Origin of the sequence: Leptospira weilii, from assembly GCF_006874765.1 — a bacterium.
In the GTDB taxonomy this organism is placed as follows: domain Bacteria; phylum Spirochaetota; class Leptospiria; order Leptospirales; family Leptospiraceae; genus Leptospira; species Leptospira weilii.
Map to the genome: position 1 here is coordinate 2,777,501 of NZ_CP040840.1, position 20,000 is coordinate 2,797,500.

The 20,000-nt window shown below is 42.3% G+C and carries 24 protein-coding genes (1 of these 24 cut by a window edge); 15 read left to right on the top strand and 9 right to left on the bottom strand.

The window, feature by feature from the left end:
- Positions 1–90: 90 nt before the first annotated feature.
- The 3 genes from lepB (at position 91) to FHG67_RS13430 (ending at position 2,881) form a co-directional block, all read left to right on the top strand.
- The gene (gene lepB / locus FHG67_RS13420) at positions 91–651 is read left to right on the top strand and encodes a signal peptidase I (RefSeq protein ID WP_004499890.1); all 561 of its coding nucleotides are present in this window, start codon (positions 91–93) and stop codon (positions 649–651) included.
- Positions 652–1,022: 371 nt separating this feature from the next.
- Entirely contained in the window at positions 1,023–2,444 is a 1,422-nt protein-coding gene (locus tag FHG67_RS13425) for a sensor histidine kinase (protein ID WP_004503524.1), read from the top strand.
- On the top strand, positions 2,441–2,881 hold the full coding sequence (locus tag FHG67_RS13430; RefSeq protein ID WP_002618677.1) for a response regulator: 441 nt from the start codon (positions 2,441–2,443) through the stop codon (positions 2,879–2,881). The genes FHG67_RS13425 and FHG67_RS13430 overlap by 4 nt, the downstream gene beginning before the upstream one ends.
- 306 nt (positions 2,882–3,187) lie before the next feature.
- Here FHG67_RS13430 and FHG67_RS13440 read toward each other — a convergent pair whose 3' ends face one another.
- A complete protein-coding gene (locus tag FHG67_RS13440; protein WP_142499817.1) occupies positions 3,188–3,610 on the bottom strand; it encodes a DUF6210 family protein in 423 nt (140 codons plus the stop codon).
- Positions 3,611–3,904: 294 nt separating this feature from the next.
- On the opposite strand from FHG67_RS13440, the gene gap reads away from it, so the two are divergent.
- From gap to FHG67_RS13490, 12 genes are all read left to right on the top strand, one after another.
- Positions 3,905–4,912 (top strand): type I glyceraldehyde-3-phosphate dehydrogenase, encoded by a 1,008-nt coding sequence (gap, locus tag FHG67_RS13445; RefSeq protein WP_004498120.1) that lies wholly within the window; start codon positions 3,905–3,907, stop codon positions 4,910–4,912.
- Between the two features lie 3 nt (positions 4,913–4,915).
- On the top strand, positions 4,916–6,109 hold the full coding sequence (locus FHG67_RS13450; protein WP_142499818.1) for a phosphoglycerate kinase: 1,194 nt from the start codon (positions 4,916–4,918) through the stop codon (positions 6,107–6,109).
- A gap of 295 nt (positions 6,110–6,404) precedes the next feature.
- On the top strand, positions 6,405–6,572 hold the full coding sequence (locus FHG67_RS21790) for a hypothetical protein (protein WP_172616502.1): 168 nt from the start codon (positions 6,405–6,407) through the stop codon (positions 6,570–6,572).
- Between the two features lie 7 nt (positions 6,573–6,579).
- Positions 6,580–6,924: a hypothetical protein gene (locus tag FHG67_RS13455; protein ID WP_036075995.1), complete on the top strand. Its 345-nt coding sequence runs from the start codon at positions 6,580–6,582 to the stop codon at positions 6,922–6,924.
- 178 nt (positions 6,925–7,102) lie between these two features.
- Positions 7,103–7,549 (top strand): putative toxin-antitoxin system toxin component, PIN family, encoded by a 447-nt coding sequence (locus FHG67_RS13460; RefSeq protein WP_080597152.1) that lies wholly within the window; start codon positions 7,103–7,105, stop codon positions 7,547–7,549.
- Entirely contained in the window at positions 7,533–7,796 is a 264-nt protein-coding gene (locus tag FHG67_RS13465) for a toxin-antitoxin system HicB family antitoxin (protein ID WP_004502026.1), read from the top strand. Before FHG67_RS13460 ends, FHG67_RS13465 begins: the two co-directional genes overlap by 17 nt.
- A 259-nt stretch (positions 7,797–8,055) precedes the next feature.
- Positions 8,056–8,217 (top strand): hypothetical protein, encoded by a 162-nt coding sequence (locus tag FHG67_RS21795; protein WP_004499927.1) that lies wholly within the window; start codon positions 8,056–8,058, stop codon positions 8,215–8,217.
- A gap of 75 nt (positions 8,218–8,292) precedes the next feature.
- Positions 8,293–9,045 carry a triose-phosphate isomerase gene (gene tpiA / locus FHG67_RS13470; protein WP_004499859.1) on the top strand — a complete coding sequence of 251 codons (753 nt, stop codon included), beginning with the start codon at positions 8,293–8,295 and terminating at the stop codon, positions 9,043–9,045.
- A 94-nt stretch (positions 9,046–9,139) separates the two neighbouring features.
- Positions 9,140–9,490 carry a preprotein translocase subunit SecG gene (gene secG, locus FHG67_RS13475; protein ID WP_004499914.1) on the top strand — a complete coding sequence of 117 codons (351 nt, stop codon included), beginning with the start codon at positions 9,140–9,142 and terminating at the stop codon, positions 9,488–9,490.
- A gap of 6 nt (positions 9,491–9,496) precedes the next feature.
- Positions 9,497–10,204, top strand: coding sequence for an endostatin-like outer membrane lipoprotein LenA (gene lenA, locus FHG67_RS13480; RefSeq protein ID WP_004499950.1), 708 nt, complete (start codon positions 9,497–9,499; stop codon positions 10,202–10,204).
- A gap of 12 nt (positions 10,205–10,216) precedes the next feature.
- Positions 10,217–11,350 carry an LIC_12097 family sensor histidine kinase gene (locus FHG67_RS13485; protein ID WP_004499867.1) on the top strand — a complete coding sequence of 378 codons (1,134 nt, stop codon included), beginning with the start codon at positions 10,217–10,219 and terminating at the stop codon, positions 11,348–11,350.
- A complete protein-coding gene (locus FHG67_RS13490; protein WP_004499865.1) occupies positions 11,350–12,342 on the top strand; it encodes a response regulator transcription factor in 993 nt (330 codons plus the stop codon). Before FHG67_RS13485 ends, FHG67_RS13490 begins: the two co-directional genes overlap by 1 nt.
- Positions 12,343–12,419: 77 nt before the next feature.
- On the opposite strand, the gene FHG67_RS13495 is transcribed toward FHG67_RS13490, so the two are convergent.
- The 8 genes from FHG67_RS13495 to FHG67_RS13530 all read right to left on the bottom strand — a co-directional run.
- Positions 12,420–13,499 carry a hypothetical protein gene (locus tag FHG67_RS13495; RefSeq protein WP_004503500.1) on the bottom strand — a complete coding sequence of 360 codons (1,080 nt, stop codon included), beginning with the start codon at positions 13,497–13,499 and terminating at the stop codon, positions 12,420–12,422.
- Positions 13,496–14,752 carry a nicotinamide-nucleotide amidohydrolase family protein gene (locus tag FHG67_RS13500; protein ID WP_002625747.1) on the bottom strand — a complete coding sequence of 419 codons (1,257 nt, stop codon included), beginning with the start codon at positions 14,750–14,752 and terminating at the stop codon, positions 13,496–13,498. The genes FHG67_RS13495 and FHG67_RS13500 overlap by 4 nt, the downstream gene beginning before the upstream one ends.
- Complete coding sequence (gene argS / locus FHG67_RS13505) at positions 14,752–16,512, bottom strand: arginine--tRNA ligase (RefSeq protein WP_004499877.1); 1,761 nt, start codon at positions 16,510–16,512, stop codon at positions 14,752–14,754. The genes FHG67_RS13500 and argS overlap by 1 nt, the downstream gene beginning before the upstream one ends.
- Positions 16,509–17,237 (bottom strand): hypothetical protein, encoded by a 729-nt coding sequence (locus tag FHG67_RS13510; protein WP_142499819.1) that lies wholly within the window; start codon positions 17,235–17,237, stop codon positions 16,509–16,511. Before FHG67_RS13510 ends, argS begins: the two co-directional genes overlap by 4 nt.
- Before the next feature lie 79 nt (positions 17,238–17,316).
- Positions 17,317–17,559, bottom strand: a complete 243-nt coding sequence (locus FHG67_RS13515) for a hypothetical protein (protein WP_002625716.1) — start codon at positions 17,557–17,559, stop codon at positions 17,317–17,319.
- Positions 17,543–18,325, bottom strand: coding sequence for a DNA repair protein RecO (recO, locus tag FHG67_RS13520; RefSeq protein ID WP_004498196.1), 783 nt, complete (start codon positions 18,323–18,325; stop codon positions 17,543–17,545). Before recO ends, FHG67_RS13515 begins: the two co-directional genes overlap by 17 nt.
- The gene (gene ybeY, locus FHG67_RS13525) at positions 18,298–18,663 is read right to left on the bottom strand and encodes an rRNA maturation RNase YbeY (protein WP_002625734.1); all 366 of its coding nucleotides are present in this window, start codon (positions 18,661–18,663) and stop codon (positions 18,298–18,300) included. Before ybeY ends, recO begins: the two co-directional genes overlap by 28 nt.
- Before the next feature lie 128 nt (positions 18,664–18,791).
- A protein-coding gene (locus FHG67_RS13530) for an HD family phosphohydrolase (protein ID WP_002625750.1) crosses the window boundary here: on the bottom strand, positions 18,792–20,000 show its final stretch. Its footprint extends 1,212 nt past the window's final position; only the last 1,209 of its 2,421 coding nucleotides appear in the window; its start codon lies off the right edge, out of view; its stop codon occupies positions 18,792–18,794.

Genomic DNA, 20,000 nt, shown 5'->3' on the forward strand with positions numbered 1-20,000 from the left:
CTCTTTTTGATCTTTTTCCTAAGTAATCAAAACAAGTTTAAAACAAAGATTTTCTTTGACCCTATTTTTGATCGACAAAAGAATGTACGCATGAGCGGAAGTTCTTCCAACCAAGAAAAAGAAAAAAGGGAAAAAATTAAATCTATTCTCAAACAAGCCGGAATCGGACTTTTAATCGGTTTGATTGCGGCGTCACTGATTCGATTTTTTCTTTTTTTTCCGTTCACATTGGAAACGAAAGAAATGCTTCCTACCTATCCCCCTGGAAAAAGAATTTATTTCTCCCGTTTTGTGAATCGATCCAACCTTTATCTTGGTGATTTGATTTTAGCAAAACATCCGACTCAAGAAGGTAGGGTCGTCTTTTCACGAATTGCAGGTAAACCGGGCGACATCATTCAGATGAAAAATAAGATTCTGTATCGTAACAATAATCCGGAAGACCTTTCCGGCGTCGGGAACGGATTCGTACTCCAGTTCGAAGATAAACGAGGGCCATTTCCCGCAAGTTTTTCCGGTCGGGATAATAGCGAACCTTTAATTCTCAAAGATCGAGATTACTTTTTACTCTGTGACAATCGGGATTCCTGTTCAGATTCCAGAGATTTCGGTCCGATTCCCATCGAACACATCTTGGGAAAAGCTTTCTAGAATTTTCTCATACAGCTTTCAATTTTGAAATCGATTTTCGAGTATAATACCGATATTCGTTCAGGATTTTTTAATTAGGGATTCCTATAAAATACCGTTCATTTGAGCGCAAATCTCACGTTCAGACGGACACTCGATTCTGCAGAGATGAGTAAAAAGCCAGAAATCAATTCGTTCGTAACTTCCAAGGTTTTGGAGTAACAATAGCGTGAATTTGAATATTCAAATTTTCGATTTTACGATTTGACAAGGCTCGATCCGCATGATATCTTGACCCGACTCTTTTTCGTTCGAACGTTCATACTCAGACAATTCGATGAGTAAAACCTAATCGATTCAAAATGAAACATTCAGAACTTACATTCCAACTGATGGTCGAATCCGTCCCGAACGCAATTTTATTGCTGAATCGGGACGGCAAGATCGTTTATATCAATAATCAGGCCGAAAAATTGTTCGGATATGACCGAACCGAATTGATCGGACAGGTTGTGGAAGAACTTCTTCCGCATCGATACCGCAAAAATCATCCCTCGTTTAGAGATTCTTTTTTTCTTTCTCCAAAAGTTCGGCCGATGGGCGCAGGTAGGGAACTTTTCGGACTCAAAAAAGACGGAGCGGAGTTTCCAATCGAAATCGGCTTGAATCCGGTCGTAACCGCGGACGGAACTCTCGTTTTAGCTTCCATCATCGACATCACAGAAAGAAAAAAAGCGGAACAAAGATTTCGTCTCGTAGTCGAGTCCGCGCCGAACGCAATGGTTCTGGTAAACACGGAAGGAACGATTTCTCTTGTAAACGAGCAGACCGAAAAACTCTTCGGTTACGAAAGAGAAGAATTGATCGGAACCAAATTGGAAATACTGCTCCCAGAACGTTTTCGTATAGAACATCCGGACCGGAGAAATCAATTCTTTCAATCCCCTTCTGTTCGATCGATGGGCACAGGAAGAGATTTATTCGCTCGAAGAAAGAACGGATCCGAAGTACAAGTCGAAATCGGTTTGAATCCGATCGATACAGACGAAGGCCTTATGGTTCTCGCCTCCATCATCGACATTACAGAAAGAAAAAATCAGGAAGCCACGTTGATTCGAAAAAACGAATTGGAAGTGAAAAATAAGGAACTGGAGCAATTCGCATTTCTCGCATCTCACGATCTACAAGAACCTCTTAGAACCGTATCCAACTACATTCAAATTTTGGAAGAGGATTACGGTAGCGCATTCGATTCGAACGTGAACCGTCATTTAAAAACGATCGATCAAGCAACCAAACGAATGAGCGTTCTCGTAAAAGCCCTTCTTATGTATGCAAGAATCGGAAGGGATCAAAAATTAGCTCTTACGGATTTAAACCTTACCCTCTCAGAAGTTCTTTCCGATCTCGAAAACTTGATTCTCCATTCCAAGGCCAAAATCATTTCCGCCCCTCTTCCAAGCCTAAATATATACCAGGTGGAATTTAGACAACTTCTTCAGAATCTGATTACAAACGCGATCAAGTTCTCTAAAAAAGAAACGGATCCGGAAATTCGGATCCATTGTCGGAACGAAGGTGACCATTGGCATTTTTCGATCCAAGACAATGGAATCGGAATCGAATCCAAATATTTGGATAGGATTTTTTTCATCTTTCAAAGACTTCATATCAAAGAAGAATACGAAGGCCACGGAATCGGATTGGCTCATTGCAAAAAAATCATAGAATTACACAACGGCCGTATCTGGGTCGAGTCCGCTATAGGAATAGGAAGCACCTTTTATTTCAACATTCCTATCTTAAATCCATGAAAAATCAAAAATTAAAATGTATTCTCCTCATCGACGATAACCAAGACGATAATTTTTTTCATGAAAGGGTGATCCGCAAAGGAAATTACGCGGAAACTGTAATCGCAAAACAATCCGGTCAGGAGGCTTTGGACTTTTTAAAAAATAAATCGAAAAACCCGGAGCCGTTTCCCGATCTTATTTTCCTGGATATCAATATGCCCGGAATGAACGGTTGGGAATTTTTAGAAGAATATAAAAAATTAGATAAGGCGCTTCAAACTAGTACGATCATAGTCATGTTGACTACCTCGGAAAATCCGGATGATAAAAATAAATTTTCTCAATTCGGTTCCACATCGGATTTCAAAACAAAACCTCTTACAAATTGGATGATGGACGAAATTTTAATCAGAAATTTTTCTCAATCAAATTCCGCAGACCTACAATCTCCTTAAGCCAACTTTAAATTCGTCCCAATTCCAATCAAACTCCTAAAACGCGATCCTTAGAGAGCGTTTTGCTGAGTTAACGCGATCCTTAGAGAGCGTTTTGCTGAGTTAACGCGATCCTTAGAGAGCGTTTTGCTGAGTTAACGCGATCCTTAGAGAGCGTTTTGCTTGAGTTTCCCTGATTTTTGAGTGATGAAGTATATCATCGAGTTCACTTTAAGTAAAAGAATTTCAATACAAAACGTTTTATAAAAAACGTAGGAGTTCTCACAGTTTCTTTCTTCTACAATCTCGTTGTAGTAAATTTGACTCTCAATCACTATTTTCCCAAGTAAGGATTCCGGATTTTCCCGAAAATCCATAGTATTCCGAATCTTCATTCTTAGGCAAAAGATTTACGTAAATCCACGCTTCGTGCGATTGGGACATTCTATTTCTATCCACCTTCAAATTGGGAAGAAAATATAAAGGCACCAAAAGCGAATCTATAAAATCCGCCGTTTCCTCATCAATCCCCGCACTACACCAACCGTTCCATTTAGGTCCGATAAAATACTTCCGCAACTCCATTTGAACTTTATTTTCGAAATCCTCAATCAGAACAAAAGCCCCCTCGGCCTTCGGCTGCGAACAAACATATCCGCCTGTCTGATTGGAATAGATCACTCCGGTTTTGTGCTCTATAATCAGCCCAATCTTTTCCATTCCCCAAAGTCTAATAATCGGTTGATTCATAATTTTAACGTTATGCTACTATTAAACGGCCACTTTTTCAAAGACGTTTGTATTATTCTATCGCTTGGCCGTTTCCGCTTTGTACAACGTAAAATGAATAGATCCGTATTCCGTAACAAGGCCAAGTAGAAATTTCTTATAAAAATCCCAGACTCATTCCCAAATTCTTCCCAAAAAACGGATTTTCAAGAGAATTATCTGGGAAAATACTGTATCCAAACCTTAAAAAATTCTCTCTGAACGCACACCGAACCGGGAGACCTGAAATAAATCTAAAACAACAAAGGGAAAAAAATGACTAAAATAGCCATCAACGGATTTGGAAGAATCGGAAGACTCGTTTTCCGTGCGGGAATCAAAGACCCTAATCTGGAATTTGTCGCAATCAATGATTTAGTTACTCCTGACAATCTGGCCTACTTACTCAAATACGATTCCACTCATGGAAGATTTCAAGGAACCGTTGAGCACACCGATAAAGAACTCATCGTAGACGGAAAAAAAGTTCTCTGCGTTTCCGAAAGAGATCCTGAAAAACTTCCCTGGAAAGACCTGAAAGTGGACTACGTGATCGAATCCACCGGACTTTTTACCGACAGAGCGGGAGCGGAAAAACACCTAAAAGCGGGAGCGAAAAAAGTCGTAATCTCCGCGCCTGCAAAGGACAAGGATATCCCCACATTCGTAATGGGTGTCAACAACGAGAAATACAACGCGGCAACCGATCATATCGTTTCCAACGCATCCTGCACTACCAACTGTCTCGCTCCGATCACAAAAGTCGTTCTCGACAATTTCGGAATCGAAGAAGGCTTAATGACCACGATCCACGCCGCAACCGCAACACAACCGACCGTAGACGGGCCTTCTAAAAAAGATTTCCGAGGCGGAAGAGGAGCGATGCAAAACATCATTCCTGCGGCGACCGGCGCGGCAAAAGCGGTCGGCCTTTGTATTCCCGAAGTCAACGGAAAACTCACCGGCATGTCTTTCCGCGTTCCTACTCCGGACGTTTCCGTAGTAGACTTAACCGTGAGAACTACGAAAGAAACCTCTCTCAAAGAAATTTCCGCAAAGATGAAAGAAGCTTCCGAAGGTTCCATGAAAGGAATTCTCGGTTACACAGAAGACATGGTAGTTTCCAACGACTTCGTAAGTTCCACTCTTTCTTCCATCTTCGACAGGGACGCTTGTATCGAACTCAACTCCAGATTCTTTAAACTCGTTTCCTGGTATGACAACGAGATGGGATATTCCAACAGAGTTTTAGATCTGATCCGCTATATGGCGAAGAAAGGTTGATTCATGGAATTACCTAGACTCGAAAACGTCGAACTTTCGGGAAAAAGAGTTTTTCTAAGGGTGGACTTTAACGTTCCCATAGAAAACGGAAAAGTCACCGACAAAACCAGAATCGAAAAGACTCTCCCTACGATCGAACTTCTCCTCAAAAAAGGAGCGAGAGTGATCATCGCGAGTCACCTCGGCAGACCTAAAGGACAGGCAAATCCCGAATTCTCCCTCGCTCCGGTTGTGGAAACTTTCAAAGGACTCGTAAAGGCGAACGTTCACTTCTCCCAATCCGTGATCGGAGACGAAGCGATAAAACGTTCCAAAGAACTCAAAGACGGAGAAATCCTCGTGATCGAAAACGTTCGTTTCCATAAGGAAGAAGAAGAGAACGATCCGAGCTTTTCCAAAAAGCTCGCGGCTCTCGCGGACGTGTACGTAAACGACGCGTTCGGCGCGGCTCACAGAGCGCACGCTTCCACGGAAGGAATCGCGCATCTTCTGCCTTCGTATGCGGGACTTTTGATGCACAAAGAGATCATGGAACTTTCCGCCCTTCTCGCAAAACCGGCTCGTCCGTTTGTCGCGATCATCGGCGGTTCCAAGGTTTCTTCCAAAATCAAGGTTCTCAACAATCTCTTCGACAAAGTAAATCACCTTCTCATCGGCGGTGGAATGGCTTATACTTTCCTCAAATCCAGAGCGATCCCCGTGGGGAATTCTCTCGTGGAAAAAGATTTCGAAGTCCAGGCCTTTCAACTGATCGAAAAAGCGGGAGTTGCAGGAGTCGATCTTCAACTTCCCGTGGATCATGTCATTGCGGATCAGTTCAGCGAAAAAGCGAAGTCCAAGTCCGTGGATAAGATGGGAATCTTAGAAGGTTGGATGGGAATGGACATCGGTTCCAAAACCGTTTCCAACTACGAAAAGATCATCAAGAACGCGGGAACGATTTTCTGGAACGGTCCGATGGGCGTTTTTGAAATGGATAAGTTCGCGAGCGGAACGATGGCAATCGCAAAGGCGATCGCTAAGTCCAAGGCAAAGACAGTCGTAGGCGGAGGAGATTCCATCGCCGCGATCAACAAGGCCGGAGTCGCCGACAAGATCACTCACATCTCCACAGGCGGAGGAGCTTCTCTCGAATTTATGGAAGGAAGAAAACTTCCCGGTGTGGAAGCGCTGAAGAAAAAGGCCGAAGAAGAATAGGGTTACCGATTTTATGCGAACTTCGGAGATTTAGAGTTAGGCGTAATAGCCGTTGAGCAAACAAAAATGTCGTACACTGTCATTTTACAAAACGAAAGTGGAACTATTATTTCTCAACTCAAAGGGGAGCTCACTATCCAAAAAACGGACGGGATCTTGCTTAAATATCTTGATCCATACGGTGATGCAATTTTCAACTATCTCCAGATGCCTGATTTAATAACTGACCTCAGAGCCATTCCAGACCAAGATTCGCTGATTTTACAGGTAATTGAAATGGCAATTCAATGCAGGAATGGCAGGTTGCTATTTGGACGACGGCGCTCCGGTTGGTGACATGTTATTGGTCAGGCTGAGTAAGAATCAACAACCGATCTACAAGGAGTTGGCTAATGAGTGGTTTGATCCAAACACAAGAGTTTCGTTTGGCCTTAAGTCCATATTGGGACTACGCACCGATTGAATAACATATGGACCACGAGACGGTTCAATTTTTGGACAAGTACATCTTCCCCGAGTTGCACGACCTCAATACAGGTTTTGATGTCCCCGCAATTCGCTATTTTAGTAAAGACGACTTCGAAATCATCCTCCACCGTTGCGCGGAATTTGGAGTCCAAGTCTTGGGGATAGAACCCTGGCCAGACGGGAAATTCGGCGGTGTTAAGACGTATGAGGACTACACTGACGACCCTGCAGATTTCGTTTGGTATCGATCCGCGTTTGAGGAGTTTCTTGCAGAAGGTATTATATCTCACTTCGCCGCGTCCTACGCGGTTCCGAAAGACGTCTTGCGTCGACATACATCTCACTGAGCGCGACCTTCGTATAACTTCACATACACGCTGCGGCCTCCATGGTTGGTCCTCGGGCACATTCGCCTCCGGCGAACGTAGAGAAGCCTATTTCGTTAGCCGAACATGCCCCAAATCCTGCTCGAAGAGGCTAAATTAGCGATTGACGGATGACAGCATATATACTACCATCTAAATATTGAAAGTCGTCTTAGATACAAATGTCCTTTATCAAGTGTTAAGAGCAAAAAAAGGAGCTTCGCGAGCAATTCTGGAATTAATTTTCGATCAGAAAATTAAGTTAGGATTATCAATACCAGTATTTAAAGAATACGAGGAAGTATTAAATAGACAGACTTCGAAAGTAGATCTTGGAATTAATAATAAAGAAATAAAAAAGATATTGGGATTTATTGCTTACATAAGCTATCCGCAGACGATTTATTTTGCCTTTCGTCCAAACTTGCGCGATGAAGATGATAATCATTTTGTCGAACTTACATTAGCCTGTAATGCGGATTATTTGATTACTAGTAACGTAAAAGATTATCTAATAGATAACGATTTAAAATTTCAGGATTTGAAAGTTATAACGCCATCAAATTTTATGAACTATTGGCGGGAGAATTATGAAAACAAAAGCTAGCGTATTAACTATTAGAATTCCTTCTGAACTGAAGCATAAAATTGAAAAAGTGGCTGAAGAGCAGGGCGTTTCAATAAATCAGTTAGCATTATACGCATTTACCAAAGAAATTCAAGATCTTGAAACTTCTCAATATTTTGAAAAATATTACAAAGGTAAAACTAAGAAGCAAATTTTCGCAGACTTTAGGAATGTACTTTCTGAGATTAATAGTGACGGCAAAATTCCTGTTTGGGATAAATTATAATATTTAATAATCGGGGCACGTCTCCTCACTTCCGTTCGAGATTTCGGTTTGCAAGACGTTCGGTAAGACTCACTCAAACCTCGTGTCAATCCAAATGAAGAAAACCAAATCTCCTGCTGATCCCTGTAAAATAGAATACTGTTAATTTGAGCATCAACCCCGTGTTTAGACGCAGAATTTTGGACACTCTATTATATAGAGATGAGTAAGAGCTTGTCCTAAAACCATTCTGCTCTATCGGGAAAAAGGAAAGCACGAAGTGACAAATTTGAATTTTTGGTTCGGTAAAGAAACCGCAGATCTGGCAAAACGTTTCGACGCCCGAAACGGAAATGATTCCTTTTTACAAAATTTGAAAGAACTCGAGACGTTACACGTTCTTGCCGCTCCGTATCTGATCACCTATCAAAAAAATAATTAAAAATCCTTGAAGCCATTCCCCTTCCCTACAAACTCTTCCCAGTTTTATTGGAATCATCCATCAAGAGGAGCCCGCATGCGCAAAACGATAATCGCCGGAAACTGGAAAATGAATCTCTCCGAAAAAGAGGCTCTATCTTTGGCACATTCGATTAAAGAAAAAATCCCTTCCATTTCTAAAGGTAGAATTTCTATGATTTTTCCTTCGACATTGCATCTTGCGGGTGTTGCAAAAATTTTACAAGGAACAGAAATTCTAGTCGGAGCACAGAATGCGTATCCTTCCGGGCTTGCGGCTTTTACCGGCGAGACCTCGCCGGAACAACTAAAAGAACTCGGCGTGAAAGTCGTTATGATCGGACATTCGGAAAGAAGACAATTTCTAGGCGAGACGAATTCCTTTTGTAACGAAAAGATTCATTTTTTATTGAAGAACGATTTTATCGTGCTCTATTGTGTAGGCGAAACGCTTCTAGAAAGAGAATCCGGAAAAACCTTCGAAGTAATTTCTTCCCAAATTCGGGAAGGTTTGAAAGGAATCCACAGCCATTCTTTTTCCAATCTGGTCCTGGCTTACGAACCGGTCTGGGCGATCGGAACCGGAAAGGTGGCAACACCGGCACAAGCACAAGAGGCACATTCTTTTATTCGTAAGGAAATAGCCGACCTATTCTTAGGCGCGAAAGAAATTGCGGAATCCATCTCAATTCTATACGGAGGTTCCGTAAAACCGGATAACATACAAGCTCTATTAAAGGAAAAAGATCTAGACGGCGGTCTCGTAGGAGGGGCCAGTCAAAAAATAGATTCTTACGCGGGTCTGTTCTAATATCAAATCAAACCCTGACAAAGAGTATTTTAATTGTCAGGCCTTCCGGGCTTCATAATTTGGTAAAGGATTCAATTTTTTCTCAGGAACTGATATGTTAAACGGAGTGATTCTAACCCTTTTTGTTTTTGTTTCTCTCTTTCTGGTTTTACTCGTTATGATCCAGACCGGTAAAGGTGGAGGACTTTTAGGAGGAGGCTCCAGTCAATCCGTTTTCGGTTCTTCCACGGCGGATGTTCTTACCAAGGCCACGCGTGTGACCGCAATTTTATTTATCATTCTTTCTCTTTTTCTCTCTTTTCTTTTTGCTAAAAAAGAAGACAAATTGATGCCGGAAACAGTTCCCGCCCTGATAACAACACCGCCTGAGGAGACTAAAAGTGAAACAAACACACCCAATTCAGCTCCTGCGACACCATCTTCTGCTCCGACAACCAACCCTTAATTCCGGATGGAAACAGATCGAAAAAAAAAATTTCACAAAGAAAGCCTTTCTTCGAACTCTGTTTCATTTTTTCTAAACTTTCTGGTTATACTTCTCGTATTCACAAATCTTTCCGTATATTCTCAAAACGAAGATACGCATAAAAACAAACCCTCGGATACGGCTTCCATTTTAAACAGAAGGATCTTAAAAATCTACGAAGATCTGGGAGCCACTCGGGATTTGTTGAAAGTGGAAAAAATAGAATCCGTTCCAAGCGGAATCTATGTTACCTTTCTTGGAACCTATCCGAATCGAAAAGGAATCAAAATCGTAAAACATTCTTTTCAGGAAAAAAAGAATGGTATCGAAAAAGCCGAGAGCAAATCCATTCTTTTAGAGTTCACGGGAACGACTCTTTCCAAAGTTGTAACGGAAGTAAAAGCGGAAAATATGGACGGTTCCGATACGACTCTCATTCGTTTAACGGACGAAACCCCTCTCGATCAGAATGTGGATGATATTGTTCTACAAGCGGATCAGAATGGAAAAGAAGTTCGTTATCCAATCCAACTTCTTTCGGATGATCGAGATAAATCCGATTTTAAGCAGGAATTTTACTTAAAACTTCTGGAAGATTTTCTAATCCAACTTCTGAGACTCCAAGAAATGCAACGCCAGGAATCGGCAAAAAATAAAAAAAAGTTACTGCAAACTTTTAAAGATTCTCTATAATATTGAGTCTTCATGTCCTCGTTGCAGGAAAATCTCTTAGAAAGAGCGGGTGAACTTCAATCCATCTTGGATGGGATTACCGAGCCGTTGGTATTGATTGATCCGGGATTTCGCATCCGCAGAGTAAATCGGTCCACACTGGAATTTTCCGGCCAATCTTCGTTCTCTTCCATTATAGGAAAAAAGTGCTACGAAGTTCTCTACAACCGCGGCGATGTCTGTCCTTATTGTCCGATGAAAGAGATGCAACCGGAGGAAGAGAATTTCAATCAATACTTTGAGTATCCCAAATCGGATGTGAACCGAGAAATTTTCCATTCCGTTAGAGGCCAAAAAGAAACTCTCTATCTGGACTTTTATCCGATTGAAAAAGATAATGTCATAGGTTCCGTTCTCGAAAAGGTAAGTAATATCACTCGAATCAGGGAAAAAGAAGAAGAAAATTTAAGAATCCGCAACCTGGCCTCTTTGGGAATTTTTATTTCCGGAGTCGCGCACGAACTCAACAATCCGCTTACCGGAATGAGTTTAACTCTTCAAAGTCTTTTGAACAACCTAACTTCGATCGACCCCGAATTTTTCCGGAAACGTTTGGATATGATGAAAGAAGATCTCACTCGCGCCGCGATGATCGTAACAGACATCATCAGTTTTGCCAAACCAGATCGTTTGATGACTACGACTGTAGACATATACGAAACCATTCAAAAAGCAAAGGAAAACGTAATCTGGGTGTATCCTGTTCTTTCCAAAAATATCGCATGGGAAATTCTCTGCGAACCCGGAACCACATTTCAATTTAATCCGGTGAAGATGGAACGTCTTTTTATCAACTTATTTAAGAATTCCCTGCAAGCCTTCGACTATGGAGAAGGAAAAATCCGTGTGGAAGTCCGTAAAACGAGAAATATGGTACATATCATCGTGGAAGACAACGCAGGAGGAATCCCTGACAATCTGATCGACAAGATATTCTCCCCTTTCTTTACAAAAAACAAAACCGGAATCGGAACCGGACTCGGACTTTCCATCTGCCATTCCATCGTCAGAGAACACAGCGGAGAATTATCGGTTAAGTCTTTCGAAAAAAAAACCAGATTTCGAGTTTCCCTCCCTCTCACACAAAATCACGGATATTCTTCCTGATGTATCGTATTCTTATCGTTGAAGATATTCATTCAATCCGGGAAGCGATCAAGGATTTACTTTCCGGAAAATATACAATTTTCGACGCGGAGAATTACGACGAAGCGATTCGTATATTAAAAAGCGAAGAGATCCATCTGGTCATCACCGATATTCGAATGCCGGGTAAAACCGGTTTGGATTTGATCAAAACGATTCAACACGAATTCCCTTACGTTCTTTATACGTTGATGACGGCTTACAATATCAACGATTATATCAACTTCGCGCACAAACACGGCATCTGGAACATCATTCCCAAATATTCCTTCTTGGATATCAAGCTGATCTCCGTTATGGTTCATAAACTTCTCACCAGAGACATTTTCGGAGTGGAGAAATATTTTGGACCGGAATTCGTCATTCAGGAATCCAAAGAAGAAGATAAGGATTTTTCAGTTCCTAATTCAAACGGAATCGCTTTCAAAAGAATCTACTCGGACGAACAAAGAAATTTTCTCTGCAATCGAATCGCTAAATTTCTCGTGGAAAAAGGAGCGCCGAACGCGATCAATCAAATCCTGGAAGAGCTTACCTCAAATGCCATGATCCGTGCACCGAGAGATTCCAAAGGAAATTATAAATATCAGTACGAACTTCCTTCCCGAGATCTTGTTATCCCTCTGGAAAACATTCAACTTGCAGAATCTGATTTTTTCGAGATCGGCTACGGAATCGCCGAGAACACCTTTATCATCGTGATTCGGGATCATTTCGGTTCTTTAGATAAAAAGGAAATTTTAAAACGCCTGGACCGCCACATCACCGTAGACGAATCTACCGGATTTCCACCGGGACTTGCGGACTCACACGGTAGAGGTTTATATATCTGTCGGGAAATTTCAGACCAATTGATCTTTAACATTGAAAAAGAGAAAAGAACCGAAATTATCGCCCTTCTCGATAAACAAGGAAATAAAAGCTATAAGTCTCTTTCAATTTACGAAGTTTAAACGGATTCAAAAAATATAATTATCCGGAATCATCAATTTTGGACTTTTATTATTTTATATATTAGAAATTATTAAAATTAGAGATTTCGATAAAGAAATAGTTCTTTTCCAGTTTCCAACACGACAGAACCGTTTTTTCCGGAAGGGAAAAAACGCGCCGGAAGATCGGTACTTTTGATCCTCTCCTTTTTTAAAATGTTTCCGTTTTCATCGATGAAAAGAATTTCCTGATTTAACTCGACGGCAAACCAATCTCCGTTATGAAATACGGTCTGATATACTCCGTTATTCGACTTTCGTTTTATATTCAGAATCTTTTTACCAGAAATATCATGGAATTCAACCTGATTCGGAGCAGAAATGAGCACTTCTCCCGTATTAGAAATCGCCAAATACAGTTTATGAGGATAAGTCGTATCTAATTCGAACGAAGAAACTTCCTTTCCGCTTTTTTCTAAAACTAGAATCCTATCCTTATTTGCATTCATAAGATGAATCGCCGTTTTAGTTCCATCCGGAGAAACGGAAATACTTTTTGCAAAAACCGGATTCTTTTCGGAACCGAGATCTTTTCTGATCTGAATCTCGCCTTTTGCATCGAGAACGAATAATTCTCCTCCCGAAAAAAGAACTCCCGTTATTAACGAGGACGAAGAAAACGCATAATCGGTCAAAAATCTCCCGTCTATCTTTCCGGCTCCGGTAACATTCCCGTTGATATCCGATAAAATCACCTGATTATGATCCCCCGCGATTAAGAGCACAAGATTACCAGAGGGAGAAATTCGGGGATAACTTCTATACTCCTTTGTCCACAAGATCTCTCCGGAAGGAGAATAAAAATTCACCTCGGAGCCTATCTTTTTGTATCCTAGATACCCTTTCGTATTCAAAGGATATTCGATTCTATTTGTATCGCCAAGCACCACTCCTCTCGTAGACTGGATAGGATAATACGAATTTTCGAATTTATACCCGTTGATTGTTTCTTCCGGATTCCATAAAAATCTTGGATCGGGAATCATTCCTACGTGCGCCGATTTGGAAAAGGCCCACACTTTTTGAATTGCGATCGCAGTAGAATACGGGTTTCCAAGAAGATAAAAAAACAATACGGAGAAAAATAAACCGAATCCCGCTATGGAAAAATGCTTCATGCAGACCTCTTCAAACGATTGTATAATAAATAAATTCCGGTATGGGCGGCAAATTCTCGGAAAGAATTTCTCGGGAACGGAAAGTAGTGTTCGTAAATTTCAGTCTCTCCATTTTTCTGTCCAATTCCGAAATAGACGAGTCCCACTTTTTTCTGCGGAGTTCCCCCTCCCGGTCCTGCAATTCCTGTGACGCTGATCGAATAATCGACTCCGAGAGCGTCTAACGCTCCTTCCGCCATTTCTTTAGCGGTCTCTCCGCTTACCGCTCCGAATTCGTCCAAAGTGTTTCGTTTGACCCCAAGCATTCCCGTCTTAACACTGTTATCGTAGGAAATTACTCCTCCGTAAAAATACGCCGAGGCCCCCGGCACATCGGTAAATATTTTGGCAATCAACCCTCCGGTGCAACTTTCCGCGGTTCCTATCGTGATTTTTTTTTCGATCAGCATCCTCGGAAGCTCCTCGAATACGTCCGATGTGGATTTGGCCCCGTAAAATGTATCCAATTTTCGAAGCAGTTCATCGACTAACATACGATTGTCGGACTGAAAACTCGCACGGATATATCCTCTTTTCGCAGCTACTCCCCAGATTACCTTTCCGTCCGCTATGGTATTTTCTTTGGAAATAAATTCTTTTTGAAATTGCGACTCGCTCATCCACCAGATAAATCGAAACCCGGAGTAGATTTCTCGGGACGAATACGTCCTTAATATCCAAGGAGCGAACTCTTCCCGAAACATTTCGGTCATTTCTCCCGGAACACCAGGCATACAACATAAATGTACGCTTTCCGCCAGTGATAAGATAAAACCCGGTGCAATTCCGACAGTGTTATTTAATACGATAGAACCTTCCGGAACGGATACTTGTCGGATCGCGGTCTGCATTGCTTCCTGAAAATTTCTTCCACGAAGTTTATAAAAGGTTTCTATTCTTTGTCTTGCGATCGGGCTTTCTTTGGTGACAACTCCCTTTAACCTACAAACAACTTCCAGAGTATGATCGTCCTCCGTAGGTCCAAGCCCTCCGGTCATCACCAAAAGAATCGAAGTTTTTCTCGTAGCGAGTTCGGTTAACGTTTGTAATTCTTCCAGTATAACGACCGGATCGTCAGGTAAAACAACAAATTTGGAAACAGTGAAACCCATCCCAAAAAGTTCGTTTGCAATCCAGGAGGAATTTGTATCCTGACTTCTTCCTGCCGTAAGTTCCGAACCCGTAGATATTACGATAATTTTAGGAAAAGACATCAGCTTTCCTTTTCCATTTTTTCCGGAGCGGAGACGCCGATCAATCCGAGCCCTTCCGCAAGCACGCTCTTGGCCGCCAGACAAATTCTTGCAAGTCCAAGACGCACCTCCGGAGTAGCATCTTTTAGTCTATTAGTCTTTCCTAAATAAAAGCCCGTAAAGGCCTTCGCAAAACTTTGTAGATAATTGGTAACACGATGCGGTTCCATCGAATTCGCAGAATCGAATATTTCCTCAGGAAACCTTGCGATCCAAAATAAAAGCCTTTTTCGTTCTTCGGACATTTCCAAAGATTTGGCCGCTTCGGCGGAACTTTCCATTCCCACCTCTCGAAAGATGGAACAAATTCTCGCATGAGCATACTGCAGATAAAAAACCGGATTTTTATCCGACTGGTCCTGGGCGAGATCCAAATCAAAATCGAGAGGCGCATCCAGGGAACGCATTACGAAAAAGTAACGTCCTACGTCTTTACCGTGTTTTCCCAGAAATCCGATGAGATCACTCATCGTCTGAAAGGAACCAGCACGCTTGCTCATCTTTACTTTCTGTCCCGATTCGAGTAGATTGACTTGTTGCGAAATTATCACTTTAAAATTCTCTTTTTCATATCCCAGTGCTTGTATCGCTCCGGCAAGTCTTGAGATATAACCATGATGATCCGGTCCCCAGATATCGTAGATTCTATCGTACCCACGCTCGATTTTATCCTTATGATAAGCGATATCCGCCAAAAGATACGTTGGCCTTCCATCGTCTCGAACCACAACCCGATCCTTGTCGTCTCCGTATTCCGTGGACCGAAATATTTTTTTCCCGTCTTCTTCGAAGATCTTTCCGGCTTTTTCCAAATCTTTCATCACCGCAAGAACCTTGTTCGCTTCGTGAAGCGTCCGTTCACGGAAGTAATTGTCGAATTCAACTCCGAACGAATCCAAATCCTTTCTCTGCCAATCAAGATTGTTCTCCACGGTCCAGATAGAACAAAGCTCCGCGAGTTCGCGGTATTTTTTTTCCTTTAATAACGTTTCGATCTTAGGGGATTTTTTCGGATCTTTTAAAAGAGCATTTGCAATATCCTTTATATACTCGCCTCGATAACCCTCGGCCGGTAATATATTTTTTTCCAAAATCGTATCTATCGGCGTAGTATCGTCCGTTTCTTGCTGGGCGCTGGGTTCTCCCTTTATTTCTCGGATCCGAACCAATGTGGAAACTCCGAGCAAAAAAACCTGATTTCCGTAGTCGTTGATGTAAAATTCCTTGTCCACATTATGACCGATCGCTTTTAAAAGAGAAGCCATCGCGTCTCCGTTTGCTGCGGCCCGTGCGGAAACTATGTTGAGCGGACCTGTTGGATTTGCGGATACGAATTCCAAGTTAATCTTGAGAGGACGCTCCACTTTCGGAAAATAATTTCCAGAAAGAATGGAGCTTTCTATATATCCCAAAAGATATGATGGGGAAATTCTGAAATTTACGAAGCCGGGAGGGGTAAAATCCACTTTTTCGAAAAGGTCAGTCCGTTTTTGCAGGATCTCCACTAGATCTTTCGATACCTGAATCGGATTCCTTTTTAGTAATTTAGAATTTTCTAATGAAAATGAAGTGGAATAATCTCCAAATTTTTCATCTCTGGAATATTCGACTTTGATTCGAAGCAAACCTTTTTCCACGTCCGGAAACGAGGCAATTAGGGAATCAACCCCTTCCTCCAGTGACTTTAATACGATTTGTTTGAGCGTTTCATTTTCTTTCATATGTCGAGCGATCCATAGAGAGCGAGACAGCCTACGAGCAAAACGTGGCGAGTGACTTCCAACGAAGTTGGAAAAGAGAGCGATCCATAGAGAGCGAGACAGCCTACGAGCAAAACGTGGCGAGTGGCTTCCAACGAAGTTGGAAAAGAGAGCGATCCATAGAGAGCGAGACAGCCTACGAGCAAAACGTGGCGAGTGGCTTCCAACGAAGTTGGAAAAGAGAGCGATCCATAGAGAGCGAGACAGCCTACGAGCAAAGCGTGGCGAGTGGCTTCCAACGAAGTTGGAAAAGAGAGCGATCCATAGAGAGCGAGACAGCCTACGAGCAAAGCGTGGCGAGTGGCTTCCAACGAAGTTGGAAAAGAGAGCGATCCATAGAGAGCGAGACAGCCTACGAGCAAAACGTGGCGAGTGACTTCCAACGAAGTTGGAAAAGAGAGCGATCCATAGAGAGCGAGACAGCCTACGAGCAAAACGTGGCGAGTGACTTCCAACGAAGTTGGAAAAGAGAGCGATCCATAGAGAGCGAGACAGCCTACGAGCAAAGCGTGGCGAGTGGCTTCCAACGAAGTTGGAAAAGAGAGCGATCTTCCGTAAAATGTGGGAACTCCCACAAAGTTCGGTGAAACCGGGTCCGGGGAAAACACGCAAGAATTTCCCGAGGAAGGCGTGAGACGCGATTTTTCCAAGGGGGAAACTTCCCTTTTTGCTTCAATTTCTTTCATAAAAATCCTTATTGCAAAAGTAATCCGTACGAAACGATACAAGCCATTTTATCGTCAATTTCGCAAGGAATAGTCGATTTCATTTCCTTTCGTAAAACACGTTCTTTTTCCAGGAATTTTCCCAGCTCAATTCCAATTGCTGAAATACAGTTTTTTTCAAATCCATTATAGAAACAAGAATAGTCCGCTTGCCTCTCGCTTCCACAACGGTCGGGATTTGTCTCGGAGTAGATTTTTGATCCCATCGGATATCCAAAATCACAAGAAACAATAGAACGCAGAAATAAAACGAAAAGAGTACTGTTTTAAAAAAATTTTCCAAGATTCTCTCCCAATGCATCGTAGAGAGTAAGCGTCGATTTCAACTTCTTTCTCAAAATAGGTTCGAGCATCTCATTGCAAATTCTGTCCAGGTCCAAGATGTTTTCAACGGATATTTTTCTCTCCTTTAAATCCCGAAATCGAAGCATCAAAAATGTCTGTATCCACTGCGCCAAACCCAAATCGTTCCTATCCCCATGAAGACAATTTCCGCATATAAGCTCTAAAGGAGAAGTCTGCAAAGTGACGGATACCATCTTTTTCAACTCCGTTCCGCAGGAATGACAAACAAGTTCCTTGGAAAGAAAACCTCCGGAAACGAGAAGGCGTAATTTAAAAAAAGGAAGAATCAATCCGGAAGGACCATTTTCTTCCAATTCCTCCAATGCCCCGAAAAGAAGTCGAAACTCGCCCGGATGCTCCGCTCCGTCCGGAGTGAAAGAGGAAACGAGTTCCACAAGATACGACACGAGCACCGCCGCGAAATATCCCGACTTAGCCCTGTCAAACCGATTGATAAGCGAAATCTCTTTGACGTTATACGTCTCTTTGTTTTTGGAATGATAATAGTCCACGTCGGAAAGAGAACCGGGTTCCACTGACGCGATCGGCCTGGTTTTACTTTTTCTAATTCCGCGCACGCGAAAATTTTCCACCTGTCCAATCTCGGGAAGAAGACGAATGAGGGCGTCTCCTTCTTGAATCGTTCTGGACTCCAGGACAATTCCGCGTATTTTTTTCAAAGCTCCCGGAGAATTTCCAGACATTCATCCTCCTTTAATTTCATGATCCGTTCCTCTTCCTCTCCACGTTCGTGATCATAACCGAGAAGATGTAAAAAACCGTGAACCAAAAGACGGTAAAACTCGTCCTTAGCAGAATGTCCGATTTCTATGGCTTGTTTTTCAAGAGTATCTACGGAGATCACAATTTCGCCTAATGCGATCGGAGATAACGAATTCGAATCAAAACCCCTTCGTTTTTGAAGAACGTTTTGTAAAGGCGAACTGCCGAACTCCAACGGAAAGGAAAGTACATCCGTCGTTTTGTCCTTTCCGCGACGCAAACGATTGATTTCCCTCATATCGGAATCGCCGACGAGCAAAAGACCGAGTTCGCATCGAAAATCCTTTAGTTCCTTACGGAAAAGAATTCCACAATTGAAAATTACCTCCGTTTCGTTCCACCAGGAAATATCCCCGTAGTCGTTGGAAATGGAGACCGAATCTGCAATCAGTTTGTTCTCCCCGAAGCGGCCTTGGTCTGCTTGTATCCGTTCATGGAATTTAACGCATTCTTTTTTTCCAATGCTTTGGTGGCTTCCATACTCGGATATTTTGGTCTGGAATGAAGACTGGACAACAATACTTCCTTAAACGAAGCTTTGATTACTTCCAGATCGCCTAACGTAAGTCCGCATTCGTCCAATTGATTCTCGGCGAGTTTGATCCCGATAATTTTGGTGATGAGATTGTCCAAAGACTCAGGAGTAATCTCCTCCAAGGAACGAGACGCGGCTTCGAGAGAATCCGCAATCATTACGATAGCAGTTTCTTTTCTCTGAGGTTTAGGACCGGGATACTGAAAGTCCTGTTTTTTCAGTTTCTTTTTCTGAGTCGGAGAAAGTTCGGACAATGCCTTGTGATAAAAAAACGCCATCGTTGAAGTTCCATGGTGCTCGGGGATGAAGTCAATTACCTCTCTCGGAAGTCTGGCTTTCTTCGCCATTTCAATTCCATCTAACACATGGTCGATGACGATCTTAGCCGCAAGCGCCGGGTTGTTTTTGTCAATATTCTCTTTTTTCGGGATCAAATGCTGATTTTCCACAAAGAACCCGGCATTCGGGATCTTACCGATATCGTGAAAATACACTCCTACTCTTGTCAAAAGCCAATCCAAACCCAGATTTTGACAGGCGCGTTCCGAAAGAGCCGCAACTAAAAACGTATGTGTGTAGGTGGAAGGCGCTTTGGTCAGAAGATCCTGCAATAGAGGATGACCAGTGTCCGCAAGTTCCATCAGTTTAAAACGAGTCGGAACGTTGAATAGATATTCATAAATCGGAAGCAGAAACTGCGCCGCGGTGGAACAAGCAAATCCGTTAATCAGACAAAGAACATACAATTTGAATATATTCGACTCGACCAAATCCTTGACCCAAGATCCGCTCGGAATCGCCACCCAATAATTACGAGAATCGAACAAATAACCGCTGGAAGCGATGACGATCTGAACCCCCGCGATGTACAAACCCGCTTTGATAAAGTCGATTCGTTTTTTTAGATTTCTTCCATAACTCGCAGAAACGATGCAAGATACGAACCCGAGCATAAACGAAGTCGGATTGTAGTGAGAGGCCATAAAGACGAAAAAGGAAAGATAAAATCCGATCGCGATAGAAAGTTGTTCGTCGTAGATAAAACTGACGATCAAACAGAC

What these genes read in the sequence shown, in the direction of transcription:
- lepB (WP_004499890.1), top strand. Translation starts at nt 91, where the DNA reads ATGAGCGGAAGTTCTTCCAACCAAGAAAAAGAAAAAAGGGAAAAAATT.
- FHG67_RS13425 (WP_004503524.1), top strand. Translation starts at nt 1,023, where the DNA reads ATGGTCGAATCCGTCCCGAACGCAATTTTATTGCTGAATCGGGACGGC.
- FHG67_RS13430 (WP_002618677.1), top strand. Translation starts at nt 2,441, where the DNA reads ATGAAAAATCAAAAATTAAAATGTATTCTCCTCATCGACGATAACCAA.
- FHG67_RS13440 (WP_142499817.1), bottom strand. Translation starts at nt 3,610, where the DNA reads ATGAATCAACCGATTATTAGACTTTGGGGAATGGAAAAGATTGGGCTG.
- gap (WP_004498120.1), top strand. Translation starts at nt 3,905, where the DNA reads ATGACTAAAATAGCCATCAACGGATTTGGAAGAATCGGAAGACTCGTT.
- FHG67_RS13450 (WP_142499818.1), top strand. Translation starts at nt 4,916, where the DNA reads ATGGAATTACCTAGACTCGAAAACGTCGAACTTTCGGGAAAAAGAGTT.
- FHG67_RS21790 (WP_172616502.1), top strand. Translation starts at nt 6,405, where the DNA reads ATGGCAGGTTGCTATTTGGACGACGGCGCTCCGGTTGGTGACATGTTA.
- FHG67_RS13455 (WP_036075995.1), top strand. Translation starts at nt 6,580, where the DNA reads ATGGACCACGAGACGGTTCAATTTTTGGACAAGTACATCTTCCCCGAG.
- FHG67_RS13465 (WP_004502026.1), top strand. Translation starts at nt 7,533, where the DNA reads ATGAAAACAAAAGCTAGCGTATTAACTATTAGAATTCCTTCTGAACTG.
- tpiA (WP_004499859.1), top strand. Translation starts at nt 8,293, where the DNA reads ATGCGCAAAACGATAATCGCCGGAAACTGGAAAATGAATCTCTCCGAA.
- secG (WP_004499914.1), top strand. Translation starts at nt 9,140, where the DNA reads ATGTTAAACGGAGTGATTCTAACCCTTTTTGTTTTTGTTTCTCTCTTT.
- lenA (WP_004499950.1), top strand. Translation starts at nt 9,497, where the DNA reads ATGGAAACAGATCGAAAAAAAAAATTTCACAAAGAAAGCCTTTCTTCG.
- FHG67_RS13485 (WP_004499867.1), top strand. Translation starts at nt 10,217, where the DNA reads ATGTCCTCGTTGCAGGAAAATCTCTTAGAAAGAGCGGGTGAACTTCAA.
- FHG67_RS13490 (WP_004499865.1), top strand. Translation starts at nt 11,350, where the DNA reads ATGTATCGTATTCTTATCGTTGAAGATATTCATTCAATCCGGGAAGCG.
- FHG67_RS13495 (WP_004503500.1), bottom strand. Translation starts at nt 13,499, where the DNA reads ATGAAGCATTTTTCCATAGCGGGATTCGGTTTATTTTTCTCCGTATTG.
- FHG67_RS13500 (WP_002625747.1), bottom strand. Translation starts at nt 14,752, where the DNA reads ATGTCTTTTCCTAAAATTATCGTAATATCTACGGGTTCGGAACTTACG.
- argS (WP_004499877.1), bottom strand. Translation starts at nt 16,512, where the DNA reads ATGAAAGAAAATGAAACGCTCAAACAAATCGTATTAAAGTCACTGGAG.
- FHG67_RS13510 (WP_142499819.1), bottom strand. Translation starts at nt 17,237, where the DNA reads ATGAAAGAAATTGAAGCAAAAAGGGAAGTTTCCCCCTTGGAAAAATCG.
- recO (WP_004498196.1), bottom strand. Translation starts at nt 18,325, where the DNA reads ATGTCTGGAAATTCTCCGGGAGCTTTGAAAAAAATACGCGGAATTGTC.